At 39.9% G+C, this 19,921-nt stretch carries 17 protein-coding genes and 1 tRNA gene; 15 read left to right on the top strand and 3 right to left on the bottom strand.

Annotated features, from left to right (window positions below):
* Window positions 1-3: 3 nt before the first annotated feature.
* From uvrA to ACSYTJ_RS05605, 4 genes are all read left to right on the top strand, one after another.
* Window positions 4-2,859: an excinuclease ABC subunit UvrA gene (gene uvrA, locus ACSYTJ_RS05620; RefSeq protein ID WP_491719715.1), complete on the top strand. Its 2,856-nt coding sequence runs from the start codon at window positions 4-6 to the stop codon at window positions 2,857-2,859.
* A 148-nt stretch (window positions 2,860-3,007) separates the two neighbouring features.
* Window positions 3,008-3,991 (top strand): gluconeogenesis factor YvcK family protein, encoded by a 984-nt coding sequence (locus ACSYTJ_RS05615; RefSeq protein WP_491719714.1) that lies wholly within the window; start codon window positions 3,008-3,010, stop codon window positions 3,989-3,991.
* A gap of 26 nt (window positions 3,992-4,017) precedes the next feature.
* Window positions 4,018-4,980: a DNA-binding protein WhiA gene (gene whiA / locus ACSYTJ_RS05610; protein ID WP_491719713.1), complete on the top strand. Its 963-nt coding sequence runs from the start codon at window positions 4,018-4,020 to the stop codon at window positions 4,978-4,980.
* Window positions 4,981-4,998: 18 nt separating this feature from the next.
* Complete coding sequence (locus ACSYTJ_RS05605; RefSeq protein WP_491719712.1) at window positions 4,999-5,592, top strand: helix-turn-helix transcriptional regulator; 594 nt, start codon at window positions 4,999-5,001, stop codon at window positions 5,590-5,592.
* 77 nt (window positions 5,593-5,669) lie between these two features.
* Here ACSYTJ_RS05605 and ACSYTJ_RS05600 read toward each other — a convergent pair whose 3' ends face one another.
* Together ACSYTJ_RS05600 and ACSYTJ_RS05595 are read right to left on the bottom strand one after the other, a co-directional pair.
* The gene (locus tag ACSYTJ_RS05600) at window positions 5,670-6,236 is read right to left on the bottom strand and encodes a hypothetical protein (protein ID WP_491719711.1); all 567 of its coding nucleotides are present in this window, start codon (window positions 6,234-6,236) and stop codon (window positions 5,670-5,672) included.
* Window positions 6,237-6,501: 265 nt separating this feature from the next.
* Window positions 6,502-7,110 carry an ATP-dependent Clp protease proteolytic subunit gene (locus tag ACSYTJ_RS05595; RefSeq protein ID WP_491716618.1) on the bottom strand — a complete coding sequence of 203 codons (609 nt, stop codon included), beginning with the start codon at window positions 7,108-7,110 and terminating at the stop codon, window positions 6,502-6,504.
* Between the two features lie 208 nt (window positions 7,111-7,318).
* On the opposite strand from ACSYTJ_RS05595, the gene ACSYTJ_RS05590 reads away from it, so the two are divergent.
* The gene (locus ACSYTJ_RS05590; RefSeq protein WP_491719710.1) at window positions 7,319-8,095 is read left to right on the top strand and encodes an SDR family NAD(P)-dependent oxidoreductase; all 777 of its coding nucleotides are present in this window, start codon (window positions 7,319-7,321) and stop codon (window positions 8,093-8,095) included.
* 42 nt (window positions 8,096-8,137) lie between these two features.
* On the opposite strand, the gene ACSYTJ_RS05585 is transcribed toward ACSYTJ_RS05590, so the two are convergent.
* A tRNA-Arg gene (locus ACSYTJ_RS05585) sits at window positions 8,138-8,209 on the bottom strand.
* A gap of 296 nt (window positions 8,210-8,505) precedes the next feature.
* Between ACSYTJ_RS05585 and gap the strand changes: the two genes are divergently transcribed.
* The 10 genes from gap (at window position 8,506) to pta (ending at window position 19,905) form a co-directional block, all read left to right on the top strand.
* On the top strand, window positions 8,506-9,516 hold the full coding sequence (gap, locus tag ACSYTJ_RS05580; RefSeq protein ID WP_491719709.1) for a type I glyceraldehyde-3-phosphate dehydrogenase: 1,011 nt from the start codon (window positions 8,506-8,508) through the stop codon (window positions 9,514-9,516).
* Between the two features lie 176 nt (window positions 9,517-9,692).
* Window positions 9,693-10,907, top strand: a complete 1,215-nt coding sequence (locus ACSYTJ_RS05575) for a phosphoglycerate kinase (protein WP_491716615.1) — start codon at window positions 9,693-9,695, stop codon at window positions 10,905-10,907.
* A gap of 165 nt (window positions 10,908-11,072) precedes the next feature.
* Window positions 11,073-11,834, top strand: coding sequence for a triose-phosphate isomerase (tpiA, locus tag ACSYTJ_RS05570; RefSeq protein WP_491716614.1), 762 nt, complete (start codon window positions 11,073-11,075; stop codon window positions 11,832-11,834).
* A 232-nt stretch (window positions 11,835-12,066) separates the two neighbouring features.
* A complete protein-coding gene (eno, locus tag ACSYTJ_RS05565) occupies window positions 12,067-13,386 on the top strand; it encodes a phosphopyruvate hydratase (RefSeq protein WP_491716613.1) in 1,320 nt (439 codons plus the stop codon).
* A gap of 99 nt (window positions 13,387-13,485) precedes the next feature.
* Entirely contained in the window at window positions 13,486-14,763 is a 1,278-nt protein-coding gene (locus ACSYTJ_RS05560) for a ClC family H(+)/Cl(-) exchange transporter (RefSeq protein ID WP_491719708.1), read from the top strand.
* A gap of 85 nt (window positions 14,764-14,848) precedes the next feature.
* Entirely contained in the window at window positions 14,849-15,085 is a 237-nt protein-coding gene (secG, locus tag ACSYTJ_RS05555; protein WP_491716611.1) for a preprotein translocase subunit SecG, read from the top strand.
* A 156-nt stretch (window positions 15,086-15,241) separates the two neighbouring features.
* Window positions 15,242-17,608, top strand: coding sequence for a ribonuclease R (gene rnr / locus ACSYTJ_RS05550; protein WP_491719707.1), 2,367 nt, complete (start codon window positions 15,242-15,244; stop codon window positions 17,606-17,608).
* 29 nt (window positions 17,609-17,637) lie between these two features.
* The gene (gene smpB, locus ACSYTJ_RS05545; RefSeq protein WP_491716609.1) at window positions 17,638-18,111 is read left to right on the top strand and encodes an SsrA-binding protein SmpB; all 474 of its coding nucleotides are present in this window, start codon (window positions 17,638-17,640) and stop codon (window positions 18,109-18,111) included.
* Window positions 18,112-18,196: 85 nt separating this feature from the next.
* Window positions 18,197-18,913, top strand: a complete 717-nt coding sequence (locus ACSYTJ_RS05540; RefSeq protein ID WP_491716608.1) for a uracil-DNA glycosylase — start codon at window positions 18,197-18,199, stop codon at window positions 18,911-18,913.
* Window positions 18,914-18,927: 14 nt separating this feature from the next.
* Entirely contained in the window at window positions 18,928-19,905 is a 978-nt protein-coding gene (gene pta / locus ACSYTJ_RS05535) for a phosphate acetyltransferase (RefSeq protein WP_491716607.1), read from the top strand.
* Window positions 19,906-19,921 lie beyond the last annotated feature (16 nt).

Genomic DNA, 19,921 nt, shown 5'->3' with positions numbered 1-19,921 from the left:
TAAGTGTTAAACGATAAAATTATTATTCGTGGGGCGCGCGAACATAACCTCAAGGACATTAACGTTACAATTCCTAAGAATCAATTAACGGTGATGACTGGTTTATCGGGCTCTGGAAAAAGTTCATTGGCCTTTGATACGCTATATGCAGAGGGACAACGTCGCTACGTAGAAAGTCTGTCTTCCTACGCTCGGCAATTTTTAGGCCAGATGGATAAGCCCGATGTTGATTCGATTGAAGGGTTGAGTCCAGCCATTTCGATCGATCAAAAAACAACCTCTCATAATCCCCGTTCAACAGTGGGGACCGTTACCGAAATTAATGACTACTTTAGATTGTTATGGGCACGGGTCGGGACGCCGATCTGCCCTAATGATGGAACCAAGATTACTAGTCAATCGGTCGATCAAATGATGGGTGAGCTAATTAACTTGCCAGAACGCACACGGCTCCAGATCTTAGCTCCCGTTGTTCGTGATAAAAAGGGGCAACATAAAGAGCTGCTCAAAAAAATTAAACGTGAAGGGTTCGTCCGCATCCAAGTTGATGGTGAAGTAATGGACTTGGATGATTCGATTGAATTAGATAAAAACAAACGGCATACCATCAATGTCGTGATCGATCGAATCATTATTAAAGATGGAATTAAATCGCGGTTATCGGATTCATTGGAAGCGGCGTTACGGTTAAGTGATGGGTATGCAATTGCCGATTTCATGGGCAAACGTGATAACATGGTCTTTTCAGAACACTATTCATGTCCATTTTGCGGTTTTACGGTTGGTAAGTTAGAACCCCGCTTGTTCTCTTTTAACTCACCATTAGGGGCTTGTCCTGACTGTGATGGGTTAGGGGTCAAACTTGAAGTAGATCAGGATTTAGTGATTCCTGATCGGACTAAGACCTTGGCACAGGGGGCATTAGCACCTTGGAACCCAATTAGTTCAGAATACTACCCGAACATGTTAAAACAGGCGTGTGAGCAATTCGACATCGATATGAATACTCCGTTCAATAAATTGCCGAAAAAGCAACGTGATCTAGTGCTTTATGGTTCGGGAAAGAAGCAGTTCCATTTTAATTTTGAAAGCAATTTTGGTGGGACGCGTGATCTCGATATGCCATTTGAAGGGGTCATGAATAATATCGATCGAAGGTTCCATAGCACCAATAGTGAGTTCACGCGCAAAACAATGCGTGAATACATGACTGAATTGACCTGTCAGACTTGTCATGGCTATCGGTTGAACGAACGGGCATTGTGTGTGAAAGTGGCCGATCAAAACATTAGTCAAGTATCAGCAATTGATGTTGAAAAAGAATTGAATTACTTTCACCAACTTCATTTTGGTGAAAAGGATTCTGTGATTGCTAAACCGATCATTAAGGAAATTATTGATCGCTTAACCTTCTTGAAGAACGTTGGGTTAGATTATCTTACCCTGGCCAGAACTGCTGGCACCCTTTCTGGGGGAGAATCACAACGGATTCGCTTGGCAACACAAATTGGTTCTAATCTTTCAGGAGTGCTTTACGTCTTAGATGAACCTTCAATCGGGTTGCACCAAAGGGACAACAACCGCTTGATCAAATCGTTGCAATCAATGCGTGATTTGGGGAATACGTTGGTCGTGGTTGAACACGATAAGGATACCATGGAGGATGCGGATTACATTGTTGATATCGGCCCTGGAGCTGGGCAAAATGGTGGGCAGGTGATGGCTGCTGGGACCCCAGCACAGATCGCTAAGAACCCTAAATCATTGACGGGTCAATATCTTTCTGGTAAGAAGTTTATTCCAGTTCCTTTAAAACGGCGAAATGGCAATGGTAAAAAAATTACAATTACTGGAGCACAGGAAAATAACCTAAAGGATGTAACGGTTAGTTTCCCCCTTGGTGAATTTGTAGTTGTTTCTGGCGTATCTGGTTCCGGTAAATCAACGTTAGTTAACACAATCTTAAAACGGGCCCTCGCTCAGAAACTGAATCATAATTCAGCACGGCCCGGGAAATACAAGTCAATTCGTGGCTACAAGAACATCGAAAAGTTAGTTAGTATCGATCAAAGCCCAATCGGCAGGACCCCGCGGAGTAATCCAGCCACTTATACCGGTGTTTTTGATGATATTCGCGATCTCTTTGCGGAAACCAACGAGGCTAAGCTACGCGGGTATAAGAAGGGCCGTTTCAGTTTCAATGTGAAGGGTGGCCGATGTGAGACTTGTCATGGGGATGGAATTTTAAAGATTGAAATGAACTTCCTCCCCGATGTCTACGTTCCCTGTGAGGTTTGTCATGGAAAGCGTTATAACGCTGAAACCTTGGAGGTTGAATATAAGGGCAAGAATATTTCAGATGTTTTAGACATGACGGTTAGCGAAGCCCTGAAGTTCTTTAAGGCAATTCCTAAAATCACTCGGAAATTGAAGACGATTGATGAAGTCGGGCTTGGCTATGTTAAACTAGGTCAATCCGCCACCACGCTTTCCGGTGGGGAAGCCCAACGGATGAAGCTGTCAGCTGAACTGTACAAAAAATCAAACGGAAAAAACTTCTACATCCTTGATGAACCAACGATTGGGTTGCATACCGATGACATTGGACGACTCTTGAAAATTTTGCACGAGTTAGTTGATAAGGGCAATACGGTATTGGTCATTGAGCATAGTTTGGATGTGATTAAAACAGCTGATTACTTGATTGACTTAGGTCCCGAAGGTGGGGATGGTGGTGGCCAAATCGTTGCGACTGGTACCCCAGAAGAAGTTTGTCAGGTTAAAGCTAGTTATACTGGCCAGTATCTAAAACCGGTTTTGGAGATTGATACTGAAAGAACTGAAAAATTAAATAAATGATAAGAAAAAGACGAATGTTCGTCTTTTTTTGTTTTATGATCAAAAAGAAACACCAGGTATGTTATACTAAAAGTTATGGTGATTTAAGCCATCTAAAAATAAAATTAATTACATTAAAACCATTTCAATAATAAGGAGGGGAATCGGAATGCCACAAATTAAATCACATCAACCTCGAATCGTTGTGATTGGCGGTGGAACCGGGGTCCCAGTGATTCTACGGGCACTTAAGGATAAAGACGTCGACATCACTGCAATTGTTACTGTTGCTGATGATGGAGGATCATCCGGGGTGCTTAGAAACTACATTAACGTGGTGCCACCTGGTGATATTCGAAACGTAATCGTGGCATTATCAGATGCTGATCCTGAATTTTTGAAGCTGTTTCAATATCGTTTCAAGGGAAGCGATAAATTTTTAGCTGGACATGCAATTGGTAATTTGTTGATTACCGCTTTATCTGAGATGAAGGGTAATATTTTTCAAGGGGTTCAAGATTTAACTCGGATTATGCAGGTTAAGGGACACATCTATCCAGCTAGTGATGATCTAATTACCTTGCACGCTGAATTTACTGATGGAACGCAATTAGCTGGAGAATCCGAAATTACTAAGGCCCATAAGATGATTGAACGAGTTTGGGTCGATCGTGATGATCAAATGGGGGCCCCTAAGGCTGTTCAACCGGTCGTCGATGCAATTTTAAACGCTGATCAAATCGTCTTAGGACCAGGTAGTTTGTTTACTAGTATTTTACCGAATTTAATGATTCCAGAGGTACATGATGCGGTCCTTCATACAAGTGCAGAAATTGTTTATATCTGTAATATTATGACCCAAAGTGGCGAAACGAATGGCTTTACTGATTCAGATCACGTTGCGGTTTTGAATCGTCATTTTAAACATAATATTATTGATGCGGTAATGGTGAATAATAAAAAGGTCCCAGTAAACTATATTCACCGCAATGAAGATGAAAGTTCAATTCAAGTTACCCATGATCAATCAGGGCTTTTAAATCAAAATTGTAAGGTAATTACTTCTGATTTCTTAAAACTTCATGACCATGGTGCTTACCATAACGGTGAAGCGGTATCAAATGAGCTTTTGAAGCTGATTGATAATAAATAAATGGGTGACGGAATGGAGTGAGATAAATGTCGTATGCTAGTCAAGTCAAAAAGGAGCTAACGACGCTTAAGGTTCATAGAGAGAACGCTAAACCAGAGTTAATGGCATTGATTAGAATGAATGGTTCTTTAACGATCGTTAACCATGAATTAATTTTAAATGTTCAAACCGAAAACCCTGCGATTGCTAGGCGAATCTATCGTTTATTATTAGAATTTTATGATGTTGAGAGTAATTTAATCGTTCGCAAACGAATGAAATTGAAGAAAAATAATGTATATGTAGTACGAATTACTACCAATACCAAAAAGATTTTAGATGATTTGGGGATTTTAAAGGGGTATGAATTAGTTGAAACGGTGCCGCTTGCACTACTGGAAAGTGATTCCCAAGTTCGTTCTTATTTGCGGGGAGCTTTTTTAGCTGGTGGCTCTGTTAATAATCCAGAAACATCGCGATATCACTTGGAAATTTATTCGTTATACGAAACCCACAACGAAATGATTACTGAGATGATGAATCGTTATCACCTAGAAGCCAAGACCACTAGTCGACGCAGTGGGTTTATTACCTATTTAAAGGGTGCTGAAAAAATTGCTGATTTCTTGCAGTTGATTGGCGCCACCAACTCGATGTTACACTTTGAAGATATTCGAATTGTCCGTGATATGCGTAACTCCGTCAATCGCTTGGTCAATTGTGAGAACGCCAACATGAATAAGGTGGCCAATGCCGCAACGAAGCAGATCGCAAGCATTAACTTTATTGCCGAAACGGTTGGTTTAGACCAGCTTCCAGATAAGTTACGCGAAGTAGCCGAGATTCGCTTAGAGAATAAAGAAGTGACCCTAAAGGAACTTGGTGAATTGGTGCCCAGTGGGGTAATTTCTAAGTCAGGAATTAACCATCGCTTGAAAAAGATTAATGACTTTGCTGAAAATCTGCGCATGCAAACTGAGGAACGGATTGCGGCAATGGAAAACGAATAGTTAATAAAAGGGATTGAAATGAAATTAGGTCAAAAATTAAAAAAATCAAGGAATAAAGTTAATTTAACCCAAAACGACGTTGCTGATCATCTGCACGTTTCTAGAAAAACGGTGTCTGGATGGGAAAATGATAGGAGCGTTCCTGATATTTACACGATTAAACAGCTTTCAGAATTATATAATACGGATTTGATTGCAGTTTTGGATCATCCAAAAGCTAAGGAGCACAGTACTAACAAGGGTCATCAAATTAATTATGCCTTAATAGCTTGGTATTTTAATTTGTTAGCAATGGGGCTGAATTTATTTAATTTATTTACGGGATTTCTAGATTTTTCTTTTTTCGTTGAAATAATTGCTATAATTCTATTCTTTTCAATCCACGTTTATTATTTTAATAATAAAGTTACAATTAGAAATAAAATGCCATTTTCATGGTTATTTTTATTAGTGATGACAGCACTATTTTTTACCTTACAAATCGAAAAGCTAGCTCGATTAGGATTTGAAATTGCTACTTTTACGTATGTCGGTGCTCTTTTTAGGGCAATTGTCCTTGACTATGGTGTTTTAATTATATTTACGTTTAAAGAAGTCAGGGGAAAAAATTAATTTTTAATATCAATTAAAAACACACCTTAGAACGGTCTTATTGACGGTTTGAAGGTGTGTTTTTATTAGATGTTAATTTAAAAATTAGTTAATGGAACTTGGATGATAGTCAGCAATACAAAATAAATGATCATTGCAATTATTAATTGATGCCAATGGGCGTGCAACGTAATTTTAAAAGCATTAGACCACTTTGCAAGATAATTACGATCGGATTGGAATTTAATGCCATGAATGGTTTGAATTGAAACGGTAGCAAACATATAGATTAAAACAATATAGCTGATATTGAAAATAATTTTGATTAGTGATCCACCAATATTGTTTAATGAAAAGTTGCTAATGATCGAACCAATTCCACCAAAAACTACCGCCGTACTAATGAAGCATAGTGCTTTAGTTATCCAAGCAATTGGGATTAATGAAAGGATTACGTAAATAATCAGAATCCTGATTAAATATGTTAAAGCCGCTATTAAAGTATAAACGGTTGGCACTGCTATTAGGGTGCTTAAATCATCAGCATTTAAAGCACTGATGATTAGGTTAGCTATAAATAATAGAACGGCTATAATTGCCCACCATTTAATTGTAGAACGAGTCACCCTTAGATTTAAGATGATTTTATCGATTATGTTTTCCATTGTTCCTCCTTGTTAAATATTAAATTAGTTATTGTACAATTTATTATGAGTATAGTATCAAAGCATTGATAAAAATGGTAGCTTATCCCTATTTCTAAGGGTGAATTACTGGGCGGATTTATGGTTACAAATTCGATTGAAAGCTTGCCAAATCAATGTTTTAACGTGTCTTATTTTCTAAGCCCCAATTTTTATAAACAAAAAAGCAGTAGCCAATTAATTGACTACTGCTTTTAAATTAATTATCCCAATTATAAGGGATTAATTATTTTTTAGTATCTTTATCTTGTTCATTCTTGCTGGTCATAATTCCATCTAGTAATCCATACTTAACGGCTTCTTCAGCAGTTAAGTAGTTATCACGATCGGTATCACGGTTAACCTTAGCAACCGTTTGGCCAGAGTTTTCGGATAAGATCTTGTTTAACATCTTTCTAGCGCTCAAGATGGATTCTGCTGCGATTTCAATATCGCTTTGCTTTCCTTGAGCACCACCAGATGGTTGGTGAATCATAACTTGGGCGTGTGGTAATGCGAAACGTTTGCCCTTAGTACCTGATGAAGCAAGTACACTGGCCATTGAAGCAGCCATCCCCATTACAATCACTTGGATATCTGACTTAACGAAGTTCATTGTATCGTAAATCGCCATTCCAGAAGTGATGACCCCACCTGGTGAGTTAATGTATAGGTAAATATCTTTATCAGAATCTTGTGCATCCAAGAATAATAATTGAGCAATAATTGAGTTTGCCATATCGTCTTCGATTGGGCCGGATAACATGATAATCCGATCCTTTAATAACCGAGAGTAAATGTCATAAGCTCTTTCGCCGTTAGCGGATTGCTCGATTACAGTTGGGATTAAGTTCATTTTAAATGTCCCCCTAAATTTTGATTTAATTTGAAAATTAGACTATTTAAATTCTATCTTAATAGTCAATGAAGGTCAAAACATTTGCCCACAAAGCGATGTATAAAATCACTGCAAATAATTGAATTATCTGCTCCGATTGACACCATTATACATCGGCTATGTTATTATTTTAAATAATGATATCACGATTGGTGGGGGAAACAACATGGAAACCGTATTGATTACTGGGGCAACTGGAGGACTTGGAATTGAATTTGCTCAATTGGCTGCTAATGATGGCCATCAACTGATTTTAGTGGGCCGTAACGCTGATAAGTTAACCCACCTGCAAAGTAAATTAGCGCAACGATTTAACGTGCCGATTAACACGATTACCGTTGATTTTAAAGATCTATCAGCTGCCCAAACCATCTTTGACCAGGTTCAATCAGCTGGCCTGACTGTTGATTATTTGATCAACAATGCGGGATTTGGTGGCCAGGGGACATTCATGGATCGTACGGGTTCACAAGATATTAACATGCTACATGTTAATGCTGAAGCCCCCACGCGGTTATTAAAATTATTTCTCCCCCAGTTTGTTAAGCGCAACGCTGGACGGGTGTTGAACGTCGCTTCGGTGGCAGCGTTGGTGCCTGGTCCGATGCAGGCCGAATATTTTGCCACTAAGGCATACTTGGCTTCGCTTGGCAACGCCGTCAGCTCTGAATTATCAGATACACAAGTAACCGTGACCACCCTGTTGCCTAGCGTAACTGAAACAGGCTTTGCTACGGCTGGAAACTTAACTAGCACCAAGCTATTTGCCCACGGTGCCAATGCTAGTAAGGTTGCTAAACGGGGCTATCGTGGAATGATGAAGGGGAAGCTAAATGTTTTTGCTGGATTGCAATGGTGGCAACGACCATTAGTGCGATTTCTCCCGATTTTGCCCAAGAATTTAGTAATGGCAGTTATCAAGCGCCAACAAACGAATCAATAAAAAAAACGTTAGCAGTAAAGCTGCTAACGTTTTTTATCTGAGTGCGCCTGGGGGGAATCGAACCCTCATCTCAAGAACCGGAATCTTACGTGCTATCCATTACACTACAGGCGCATATGATTATATTTTTCAATCGAACAATATAAAACTATATCGTAAAAATGATGAAATTGCAAGGGGCGTTATTAGAAATTTAAACAGTAAGGCCTATGTTTTGCAAATTATGAAAGCGGTTGATATACTGCAATATAAAGATAATTATTACCTAGTAAATTGCTTTGACAGTTGTTTTTGTTCAAAAATTTTATTGAGCAATGGGGCTGACACTAGCAGTAAAAAGTGGTAGTATACTGTTGTACTGCTTTAAAATAATATTTATCTTATTATTTCCTAAAGGAGGAAAATTCAGTATGACTGTAAAAATTGGTATTAATGGTTTTGGACGCATTGGACGTTTAGCTTTCAAGCGGATCCACGAACTTAACTCAAGCGACATCGAAGTGGTAGCTATCAACGATTTAACTACTCCATCAATGTTAGCTTACTTATTGAAGTACGACTCAACTCACGGTAAGTTCCCAGGTAAGGTTTCTTCAACTGACACTGGTATCGTGGTTGACGGTAAGGAATACCCTGTATACGCAGAAAAGGATGCTTCACAAATTCCTTGGGTAAAGAACAATGGTGTTGACTATGTTCTTGAATGTACAGGTTTCTACACTTCAGCTGAAAAGTCACAAGCTCACTTGGACGCTGGCGCAAAGCGTGTCTTGATCTCAGCACCTGCTGGTCAAATCAAGACTGTTGTTCCTGGTGTTAACTTGGACACTCTTAACGCTGACGACAAGATCGTTTCTGCTGGTTCATGTACTACTAGTAGTATTGCACCATCAGCTTACTTCTTGAACAAGGAATTCGGTATCAAGGTTGGTACTATGACTACTATCCATGCCTTCACTTCCACTCAAGCTATCTTGGATGGTCCTAGAGGTAAGAAGATGAGAAATAACCGTACTGCTAGCGCAAATACGATTCCTCATTCAACTGGTGCTGCTAAGGCGCTTGGTTTAGTTGTTCCAGAATTACAAGGTAAGTTAAACGGTGTTGCTCAACGTGTTCCATTAGTTGACGGTTCATTAACTGAATTAACTGCTATTTTGGACAAGAAGGTTACTGCTGACGAAGTTAATGCAGCAATCAAGAAGCATACTGAAGGTAACGAAGCTTTCGGTTACGCTGAAGATCCAATTGTATCAAGTGATATCATTGGTGATACCCACGGATCAGTATTTGATCCTACCCAAACTGACGTAACTACTGTTGGTGATGACCAATTAGTTAAGGTTTGGACTTGGTACGATAACGAATGGGGCTTCACTTGTAACATGGTTCGTACTTTATTGAAGTTTGCTCAACTATAAAAAGCAGTTTTAATTAAATTAAATAATTAAAATCTAAAAAAGGTGGGGGAGGTTACTCTTCCACCTTTTTATTATATTTAACATTTTAATATGGCTGACCTTTTGCTTTGAGATTAGGTTCTAAATGCTGTATTATTAAAAGTGTTAAGTTAATATTTATTTAGGAGGTATCTAAATTGGCTAAATTAACTGTTTCTGATTTAGATTTAAAAGATAAAAAAGTATTAATGCGTCTTGATTTCAACGTTCCAATTAAGAATGGTGTAATCGGTGATGATAACCGTATCGTAGCAGCACTTCCTACGATCAACTATGTTGTTGATCATGGTGGTAAAGCAATTATCTTCTCTCACCTTGGCAGAATCAAGAGTGAAGACGATAAAAAAGAATTATCACTACGCCCAGTTGCTGAACGGCTTTCAAACTTATTAAATAAGCCAGTAACTTTCGTTCCTACTACTGAAGGTCCTCAATTAGAAGATGCTATCAATAAGATGAACGACGGTGATGTTTTATTAGTTGAAAACACTCGTTACGAAGATGTTGTTAACGGTGAATATGTAAAGCGCGAATCTGGTAATGATCCAAAACTTGGTGAATACTGGGCTTCACTTGGTGATGTATTCGTAAACGATGCATTTGGTACTGCTCACCGTTCTCATGCCTCAAACGTTGGAATTGCTAAGGCAATGGAAGCTGCTGGTAAGCCAGCTGCGGTTGGTTTCTTAATGGAAAAGGAAATCAAGTATCTTGGCAATGCCGTTAATGATCCTAAGCGTCCATTTGTTGCCATTTTAGGTGGTGCTAAGGTTTCTGATAAGATTACCGTTATCGATAACTTATTAGATAAAGCTGATAAGGTTATCATTGGTGGTGGAATGACTTATACTTTCTACGCTGCCAAGGGAATCAAGATTGGTAATTCATTAGTTGAACAAGACAAAATCGATTTAGCTAAGCAAATTTTAGACAAGGCTGGCGACAAGTTAGTATTACCTGTTGACAACGTTGTTGCTGATAAATTTGCTAACGATGCTAAGACTGAAATCGTTGAAGGTGACATTCCTGATGGAATGATGGCTTTAGATATCGGTCCTAAGTCAATTCAAGAATTTGAAAACGTCTTAAGAGATGCTAAGACTGTTGTTTGGAACGGACCTATGGGTGTGTTCGAAATGAGCAACTTCGCTAAGGGAACTTTAGCAGTTGGTGATTTCTTAGCTAACTTACAAGATGCTACTACGATTGTTGGTGGTGGTGACTCTACTGCTGCTGTTAAGCAATTAGGAATCGCTGACAAGTTAACTCACGTTTCTACTGGTGGTGGAGCTTCACTTACTTATCTTGAAGGTAAGACCCTTCCAGGAATTGCTGCAATTTCCGATAAATAATTTTGATTATTTATTAAAAGTCGTGCTGATTGCACGGCTTTTTTGTTTACATATATTTTCCTTAAGTTTCCAATCCGAATTGCTTAAGGAAAAATATTTATAGTAAAATGATTGGGTACGAAGACACTCAATCGTGCTAATATCCTGATAAGGGGGAGCTTATTAATGAGTGCCCAAAAACGGGTTCCATTTATTGGAGCTAACTGGAAGATGTACTTGATGCCAGATCAAGTGATTCCATACATCGAAACGATTAAAAATCAAATTCCGCGGCCAGCTGAAGTCCAGGTGATGATTGCGGCTTCACCACTGTACCTATGGCCGCTATTAGAACATGCTAGTGGGACCGATGTCATTATTGGCGCTGAAAATTGTGATTATCATGATACCGGGGCTTACACTGGTGAGGTTAGCCCGAAGGCGTTGGCTGAGGCTGGTGTTACCTATTCGATTGCTGGTCATTCTGAACGCCGCCATTATTTTGATGAAGATGATGAAGTCGTTAATAAAAAGGTTCATGCATTGCTGCGGAATCATATCAATCCGATTGTTTGTTGTGATGAGACGTTAGTTAGGACCGAGACTTCAGACGGGGTGCATTGGGTGGTTAGCCAGGTGATCGCAGCATTTAAAAACGTTTCAGAATCAGATGCGTTGCATATGATGATTGCCTATGAACCGCGGTGGGCAATTGGAACTGGAATTACCGCTAGTTCAGCTGAAGCTGAAGAGGGGTGTGCATTGATCAGGCAAACGATCAGTCGGCTTTATTCATCAGAAATTGCCGATTCCATTCGAGTTTTATACGGTGGAAGTGTTAATCCCAAAAATGTAAAGGCACTAATGGCACAACCTGACATTGATGGTGTTTTAGTCGGAAGTGCAAGTCTTGATCCCAAAGAATTCCTAAATTTAATTCATTATTAATTTTTCCGATAATTATAGTTGATTTATTGGTTTTAAAAATCAAAAAATGGTATCATAACAATGTAGATGATGAATAAATGATATATTTATTCAGTTTTAAAGGGGTGTTGGACAGTCCCTGATAAAATGTTTCATATTTTGTCGTAAACTTTGTTTTGCAAGGTTGTTCATACTACGGCTCATTGGTTTTGTACCCAATGGGTAATTAACTTTCACTTAAGGAGAGAATACAATGTCAATTATTTCCGATATTTTTGCTCGCGAAGTCCTAGACTCACGTGGTAACCCTACTGTTGAAGTAGAATTATATACTGAAGCCGGTGCTTTTGGCCGTGGAATCGTTCCATCTGGTGCCTCAACTGGTGAACATGAAGCTGTTGAATTACGTGATGGCGACAAGAACCGTTACATGGGTAAGGGTGTTCTTAAAGCCGTTGACAATGTTAACAACATCATTGCAAAGGAAATCGTTGGTTACGATGTAACTGACCAATTAGCTATTGACGAAGCTATGATCAAGCTTGACGGTACTCCTAATAAGGGTAAGTTAGGTGCTAACGCTATTTTAGGTGTTTCTCTAGCTGCTGCTCGTGCTGCTGCTGACGAATTAGGTGTTCCATTATACAACTACTTTGGTGGTTTCAATGCACACTTACTTCCAACACCTATGATGAACGTTATCAATGGTGGTAAGCATGCTAACAACAAGGTTGACTTCCAAGAATTCATGATTATGCCCGTTGGTGCTAAGAGTGTTAAGGAAGCTATTCGGATGGGTTCAGAAACCTTCCATAACTTAAAGAGCATCTTAAACGACCGTGGTTACTCCACTGCCGTTGGTGATGAAGGTGGATTTGCTCCTGACTTACAAAACAACGAAGAACCATTCGAAATCTTAGTAGAAGCAATTACTAAGGCTGGTTACAAGCCAGGTAAGGACATTTCAATTGCCTTTGACTGTGCTTCATCAGAATTCTACGATCCAAAGACTAAGAAGTACAACTTAGTTGGTGATGGTAAGTCATACTCAGCTGATGAATTCGTTACTTTACTTGAAAGCTTAGTAGACAAGTACCCAATCGTTTCAATCGAAGATCCTTTGGATGAAAACGAATGGGAAGACTGGCAAATGGCTACCCGTCGCTTAGGTAAGAAGGTTCAAATCGTTGGTGATGATTTATTCGTTACTAACACTGATTACCTAGCTAAGGGAATTAAGATGGGTGTTGCTAACTCAATCTTAATCAAGCTTAACCAAATCGGTACCTTAACTGAAACTGTTCGTGCCGTTGAAATGGCTAAGGAAGCTGGATACACTGCTATCATCTCACACCGTTCTGGTGAAACTGAAGATACTACTATCTCAGACTTAGTTGTTGCTCTTAACGCTGGTCAAATCAAGACTGGTTCAATGAGTCGTGGCGAACGGATCGCTAAGTACAACCAATTAATGAGAATCGAAGACCAATTAGGCAAGGTTTCTCAATACAAGGGAATTCACTCATTCTACAACTTGAGTGAACAAGCTCGTGAAAACATTATCAACAAGTAATTAAATTTATTTGCTGCTCAAAAGCTTTGGAACTTGGTTCCAAAGCTTTTTTGTTGTGTTATGATAATAATTAATATGATTCGGGAGCTGAATTAAGGGATGCAGAAGTTAAATTGGAAACAAATTGCGTATTTATGGGATGGAGCGTTAGTTGGTCTTGCCGTTGGTGCGGTGGTGAGCCTCTTTCGGTGGTTGATTGAAATGGACTTAGACTGGGTCAAGCAGCTTTATCAAGCGGCCCATGTGAATCATCTCTGGTTGCTTTTAATGCTGTTGATCAACATTTTAATCTGTTTGTTCGTGGGGTGGTGCATTAAAAAATCGCCAGACATCAAGGGTTCTGGAATCCCACAGGTCGAGGGCCAGCTTGCCAACCGTCTTGATTATCCCTTTTGGCCGATCCTATGGAAAAAATTCGTTGGCGGGGTGCTTGCGATCGGGAGTGGATTGTTCTTAGGTCGCGAGGGACCATCGATTCAACTGGGTTCGACGACTGCCCAGGGCATTGCTAAGTGGCAAGGGTTAACCGGCAGTGCCCGACGGGTGGCAATTGCCGCTGGGGCGGCAGCGGGGTTATCGGCTGCCTTTAACGCCCCGATTGCCAGTGCGTTATTTGTCCTGGAAGAAATTTACCATGAATTTCCAATGAGGGTCTGGCCGACTACCATTTGTGCCTCCATTGCCGCCAACTTTGTTTCAACGGAGGTATTTGGCCAAACGCCGGTGCTTCATATTGAATATGCACATTCATTCCCGCTTGATCAATACTGGTTGCTAATTATTTTAGGAATCTTATTGGGGCTGGGCGGCATTGTTTACCAACAGGTAACTTTAAATGCCCAGTGGTTCTACCGTCCGTTTCAATTTATGGCTAGTAACTACTTCGTAATGATTCCGTTAGTGCTGGTGATTCCGATTGGTTACTTCCTCCCGATTACGCTTGGGGGTGGGAATGGACTGATTTTAGCAATTGCGAATGCGGTGCCCGGAATTTTAATGCTATTAGTGTACTTAGTAGTTCGTTTTGTTTTTGCAACCCTTTCATATGGCTCGGGGGTTCCTGGGGGGATCTTTCTACCGATCTTAACGCTAGGGGCAATTTTAGGCGCACTATATGGTCAGGTACTAGTTAGTTGGCACTTGATTGCTGCTGGATTAGTAATTAATTTAATCATAATTTCGATGGCAGCGTATTTTGCCTGCATTACTAAATCACCATTTACAGCAGTCCTGTTAATTACAGAAATGGTCGGGACCGTGACCCATTTGATGTCGCTCGCGGTCGTTTCGTTGGTTGCATACGCCGTAGTAGACTTATTGCATGGGCAACCGATTTACAGCCAAATGTTGACCAATTTATTGAAGCGCCGTGATTGATTTTTACTACATTGGAAACCACCAGTTAGATATGGTAAAATGTTGAATAGTAGATTGAGCCTTGAAGAAAATAGGAGGCATTATTTTGTATAACTTTTTAATGACGATATTTTGGATCATTAGTATTTTGATTATTATTGCAGTACTAATGCAACCAGCTAAAACTAACGATGCAATGTCATCTTTGACCGGTGGTGCTGACGACTTATTCTCTAAGTCTAAGCCACGGGGATTTGAAGCATTTATGCAAAGAGTAACAACGGTTCTTGGGATTTTATTCTTTGTGGATGCACTTGCGCTAGTTTGGATCTCATCACATTAATTAAGAAACCTTCTGTTTTACGGCGGAAGGTTTTTTATTATATATTATTGGCGCTATTGAATTACTTTAAAATTAAATAATGTTAAAATATAAGTAGTTAAATTACGAAAATAAAATCGATTAAAATCGAAATCTAGAAATAATGAGGAAACTATTTTGGAAGATAATAAATTAAAAGACGAAATTGAGGCTGTTCTTAAGCAAAATGCAAAGACTAGCTTTGAAGTAAGCGAGCTATCTGATGAATTAGGTTACCATGGTTCAGAAGCCTTTAAGTTAATTGTTCAAGAATTAGCACGCTTAGAGCGCGAAGAAAAAGCCCTAGTTACCCAAGATGGCAAGTTTACAGTAAACCCTAAAGCAATGAAGCCACAGGGGATTTTCCATTCAAATCAAAAGGGATTTGGGTTTGTGGACTTTGATGAAAATGAATCCGATGCATTTATCGCTCCTGAATTTACGATGCATGCAATGAATGGTGATACTGTTGAAATTGAAATCGTAGCACCTGGTGAACCAGACTCAGACAGGGGTCCAAAGGCTAAGGTTACTAAGATTTTAGAACATAATTATACCCAGGTAGTGGGTAATTTTGTTCAAACTGGTGATGATGATGGTTATTACGGCCAAATTGAATTAAAAGATAAGAAGCTACTTAAATTTAAGTTCTTTGTTACAGAAGTGGGCTTGAAACCAACAGCAGGGGAAGTGGTGACTGCTGAAATCACTGAATACCCAAATGATGAACATCCAGAAGCGATGGTGGGAATTGCCAAGCAAGTAATTGGGAGTGTTGATGATCCAGGAATCGATATTCTTCAAATTGTTTACGCTCATGATATCCCATCTCAATTTCCTGAAGATGTTTTACAAGAAGCTGACGCAATCCCAGATCACGTATTAGATTCTGAGTTAGCTGGTCGTGAAGACGTTACTGACCAAAACTTGGTGACGATCGATGGGGAAGCTTCAAAGGATTTAGATGATGCCGTTACCGCTTGGAAACTACCAAATGGTAATTATCACCTTGGAGTTCATATTGCCGACGTTAGTCACTACGTTAAGCCAGGAAGTTTATTGGATGAAGAAGCTTATAAGCGGGGGACTTCCGTTTATTTGACCGATCGGGTAATTCCAATGTTGCCACGGCGATTATCCAATGGAATTTGTTCATTGAACGAAGGGGTAATTCGGTTATGTATGAGTTGTGAGATGGAAATCACCCCAGCTGGAAACGTTGTTAAGCATCGAATCCACCCTAGTTTTATGCGTTCTAAGGCACGGATGACGTATACTGCCGTTAATAAGATCTTAGAATCTAAAGATCCCCAAACGATGGAAGAGTATTCTGAACTAGTGCCAATGTTTGAAACAATGGGTGAATTACACAAAATTCTATACAAGCATCGGAAACAACGTGGTGCAATTGACTTTGATGATCGCGAAGCTGAAATCATCGTGGATGAAAAAGGGCACCCCATCGACATTAAGTTACGGGTGCGGGGCACTGCTGAAAAGATGATCGAATCATTTATGTTAGCAGCTAATGAAACCGTTGCCCAACACTACAGTGAAAAGCATGCGCCATTTATTTATCGGGTCCATGAAACGCCTGATGCAGAACGGGTTAAAAAGTTCTTTGAATTTTTAACTGCGTTTGGAATCGATGTGAAGGGTGATCCCGCTAAATTAAAGCCAAAGATGTTACAAAACGTGCTCAAAAAGGTTGCTGGTAAGCCTGAAGAAGCCGTTGTTTCAGTAATGATGTTAAGAAGTTTAAAACAAGCTCGTTATGCTGATCAATCACTTGGTCACTTTGGGTTAGGGGCTGAATTCTACACCCACTTTACTTCGCCAATTCGGCGTTACCCTGATACTACTGTTCACCGTTTGATTCATTACTATGAAGATAACGGAATTAATAAGGAAAGTAAGGCCAAGTTTGGTGGCGGCTTATTAGAAGAAGTTGCTGATCATTCATCTAAGTGTGAACGACGTTCGGTTGATGCTGAACGTGATACCGATTCGATGAAGAAGGCCGAATACATGGCTGATCACATCGGCGAAGAATTTGATGCTACGGTTAGTTCCGTGCTTAAATTTGGGATGTTCATTGAACTACCTAACACCGTTGAAGGGCTTGTTCACATTAGTCGGATGAAGGATGATTATTACGAATACGTTGAAAAGTTCTTAGCGTTAGTGGGACGGCGGACGAAGCGGACCTATAAGATTGGCCAAACCGTACGCGTCAAGGTAGTAGGTGCAGATCCTGCACAAAGTACGGTTGATTTTGACATTGTTAATCCAGAAAAAACGCCAACTAGCGACTTGTTGCCAAAACAAAGTCATGGTCACGGTGGCGGCAATCGTCGTTCTAACAACAATCGGAATGGTAATCGCAATCATCGCAACGGTGGTGGCAATCGTAATAGTAATCATGGCGGCGGTCAAAAACGGAGTCACTCTAATAATAACCATCATGGTAATGGTCACAACAATAATAATCACCGCTCCCATTAATCAATTAACTTAAGGTGAGGTGAAATTCTATGGCTAAAAAAAAGCGACAACCAAATGATGATAATTTGATGGCGCAAAACCGAAAGGCGCGGCATGACTATACGATTGAAAGTACGATGGAAGCAGGCATGGTCCTAAGAGGAACCGAGATTAAATCAATTCGCGATCGGCGGGTGAATCTAAAGGACGGTTTCGTAAGAATTAGGAATCATGAAGCCTACTTGGAAAACGTACACATTAGTGAGTACGCTGAGGGGAATCAATTTAATCATGACCCGTTGCGCAATCGGAAATTATTGCTCCATAAAAAAGAAATTACCCGCTTATTAAATGACACTAAAGCAAAGGGAATTACAATCGTTCCACTTAAAATTTATATTAAAAATGGTTTTGCTAAGGTTTTAATTGGTGTTGCTAAGGGGAAACATGAATATGATAAGCGTGAAACATTAAAGAAACGGGATCAAAACCGTCAAATTGATCGCGTCTTGAAGCATTATTAAAAGCGATTCTTAATTTGTTTGAGAACCGCTTTTCGTGGTTACTGGAATGTTTAATGATGATAAAATTAATTAGGGGTGTTTGTAAATGAAGCAGTTTATTCATAATGATTGGTGGGATGTTTTAAAACCAGAGTTTGAAAAAACCTATTATCAAAATTTAAGACATTTTTTAGTGGATGAATATAGTCACTATCAGATTCATCCAGCGATGAACCAAATTTTTGAAGCGTTTCAGTGGACCCCCTTTAGTAAGGTTAAAGTCGTCATCTTAGGCCAAGACCCATACCATGAACCAAATCAAGCAGTCGGGTTGAGTTTTTCTGTAATGCCTGGGGTACCTGTGCCACCATCGCTTAGAAACATTTATAAGGAACTATATAGCGATTTGGGGATTAAGCCTGTTAACCATGGTTTTCTTGAAAAGTGGGCCAAACAAGGGGTGTTACTTTTGAACTCGGTTCTAACCGTCAGAAACGGGGTTGCCTTTTCCCACAAGGGGAAGGGCTGGGAAGAACTCACGGATGCTGCGATTCAGAAACTGTCTGAACGGCCGCAACCAGTTATTTTTATATTATGGGGTCGAGCAGCGCGCGATAAGGTTAAATTTATCAATACACAAAGTAATATTGTTTTGGAGTCTGCCCACCCTAGTCCGCTCTCTGCTAATCGGGGGTTCTTTGGCTCGCGTCCATTTTCTAAGACCAATGAGGCCTTAGTGGCAATGGGTGAACGGCCGATTGATTGGCAACTTCCTGAACATGTTGATTTTCAACAAGCACTAGCGGATTTAAATGCACAGTAATGGAGGATTACAAGATGGATCTATTTGAAAGTTTAAAGAACAAGGTAAGCCAAGCTCAAAAAACGATTGTTTTCCCTGAAGGTGAAGATATTCGAATTATTGAGGCGACTAGTCGATTAGCCACAGATGGAGTTGTTAAGCCAATTCTACTAGGGAAACCAGCAACGATTAAGCGGGTTGCTGATGAATACGAAGTTGATTTAAGTCAATTGACGATTTTTGATTATTTAAATTTACCAGAGGATGAATTAGCGGAATACGTGACTGCACTGGTTGAACGTCGTAATGGGAAGACCGATGAAGCAACTGCTAAGCAATGGCTAACTGATCCCAACTACTTTGGGACCATGATGGTTTATTTAGATAAAGCCGATGGAATGGTTTCTGGAGCTGCACATCCAACTGGTGATACCGTTCGTCCCGCCTTACAAATTATTAAGACCAAGCCAGGAATTAAGTTGGTAAGTGGTAGTTTTATCATGCTCAAGGGTGATCAACGTTATGTATTTGCTGATTGTGCGATCAACTTAGAGTTAGATGCGAATGGAATGGCTGACGTAGCGATTGCTAGTGCTGCGACTGCAAAACAATTTGGAATTGATCCTGCTGTTGCGATGTTGAGCTTTTCAACTAAGGGGTCCGCACGTGGTCCAATGGTTAAGAAGGTCCAAGAAGCGACTGAATTGGTTCATGAAAAGCAACCTGATTTAGCAGTTGATGGTGAATTACAATTTGATGCTGCGTTTGTTCCTGAAGTCGGTGCTAAGAAGGCTCCAGGATCTAAAGTAGCGGGTCGCGCAAACGTCTTTGTATTTCCTGAATTACAATCTGGGAACATTGGATATAAGATTGCACAACGTTTGGGTGGCTTTGAGGCCCTCGGACCAATCTTACAAGGACTCAACAAGCCGGTCTCTGATTTATCTAGGGGCTGTAATGCTGAGGATGTTTACAAGGTTGCCATCATTAATGCACTTCAATCAATCGATTAATTATAAGGGGTTAATA

The sequence above is a fragment of the Nicoliella sp. ESL1113 genome (assembly GCF_058509245.1).
Note: the sequence above shows the minus strand (reverse complement) of the source record. Positions and strands in the feature narration are given on the sequence as shown.

What these genes read in the sequence shown, in the direction of transcription:
- ACSYTJ_RS05590 (WP_491719710.1), top strand. Translation starts at nt 7,319, where the DNA reads ATGGAAACCGTATTGATTACTGGGGCAACTGGAGGACTTGGAATTGAA.
- tpiA (WP_491716614.1), top strand. Translation starts at nt 11,073, where the DNA reads ATGAGTGCCCAAAAACGGGTTCCATTTATTGGAGCTAACTGGAAGATG.
- ACSYTJ_RS05615 (WP_491719714.1), top strand. Translation starts at nt 3,008, where the DNA reads ATGCCACAAATTAAATCACATCAACCTCGAATCGTTGTGATTGGCGGT.
- ACSYTJ_RS05540 (WP_491716608.1), top strand. Translation starts at nt 18,197, where the DNA reads ATGAAGCAGTTTATTCATAATGATTGGTGGGATGTTTTAAAACCAGAG.
- ACSYTJ_RS05595 (WP_491716618.1), bottom strand. Translation starts at nt 7,110, where the DNA reads ATGAACTTAATCCCAACTGTAATCGAGCAATCCGCTAACGGCGAAAGA.
- smpB (WP_491716609.1), top strand. Translation starts at nt 17,638, where the DNA reads ATGGCTAAAAAAAAGCGACAACCAAATGATGATAATTTGATGGCGCAA.
- whiA (WP_491719713.1), top strand. Translation starts at nt 4,018, where the DNA reads ATGTCGTATGCTAGTCAAGTCAAAAAGGAGCTAACGACGCTTAAGGTT.
- gap (WP_491719709.1), top strand. Translation starts at nt 8,506, where the DNA reads ATGACTGTAAAAATTGGTATTAATGGTTTTGGACGCATTGGACGTTTA.
- ACSYTJ_RS05560 (WP_491719708.1), top strand. Translation starts at nt 13,486, where the DNA reads ATGCAGAAGTTAAATTGGAAACAAATTGCGTATTTATGGGATGGAGCG.
- ACSYTJ_RS05600 (WP_491719711.1), bottom strand. Translation starts at nt 6,236, where the DNA reads ATGGAAAACATAATCGATAAAATCATCTTAAATCTAAGGGTGACTCGT.
- eno (WP_491716613.1), top strand. Translation starts at nt 12,067, where the DNA reads ATGTCAATTATTTCCGATATTTTTGCTCGCGAAGTCCTAGACTCACGT.
- ACSYTJ_RS05605 (WP_491719712.1), top strand. Translation starts at nt 4,999, where the DNA reads ATGAAATTAGGTCAAAAATTAAAAAAATCAAGGAATAAAGTTAATTTA.
- pta (WP_491716607.1), top strand. Translation starts at nt 18,928, where the DNA reads ATGGATCTATTTGAAAGTTTAAAGAACAAGGTAAGCCAAGCTCAAAAA.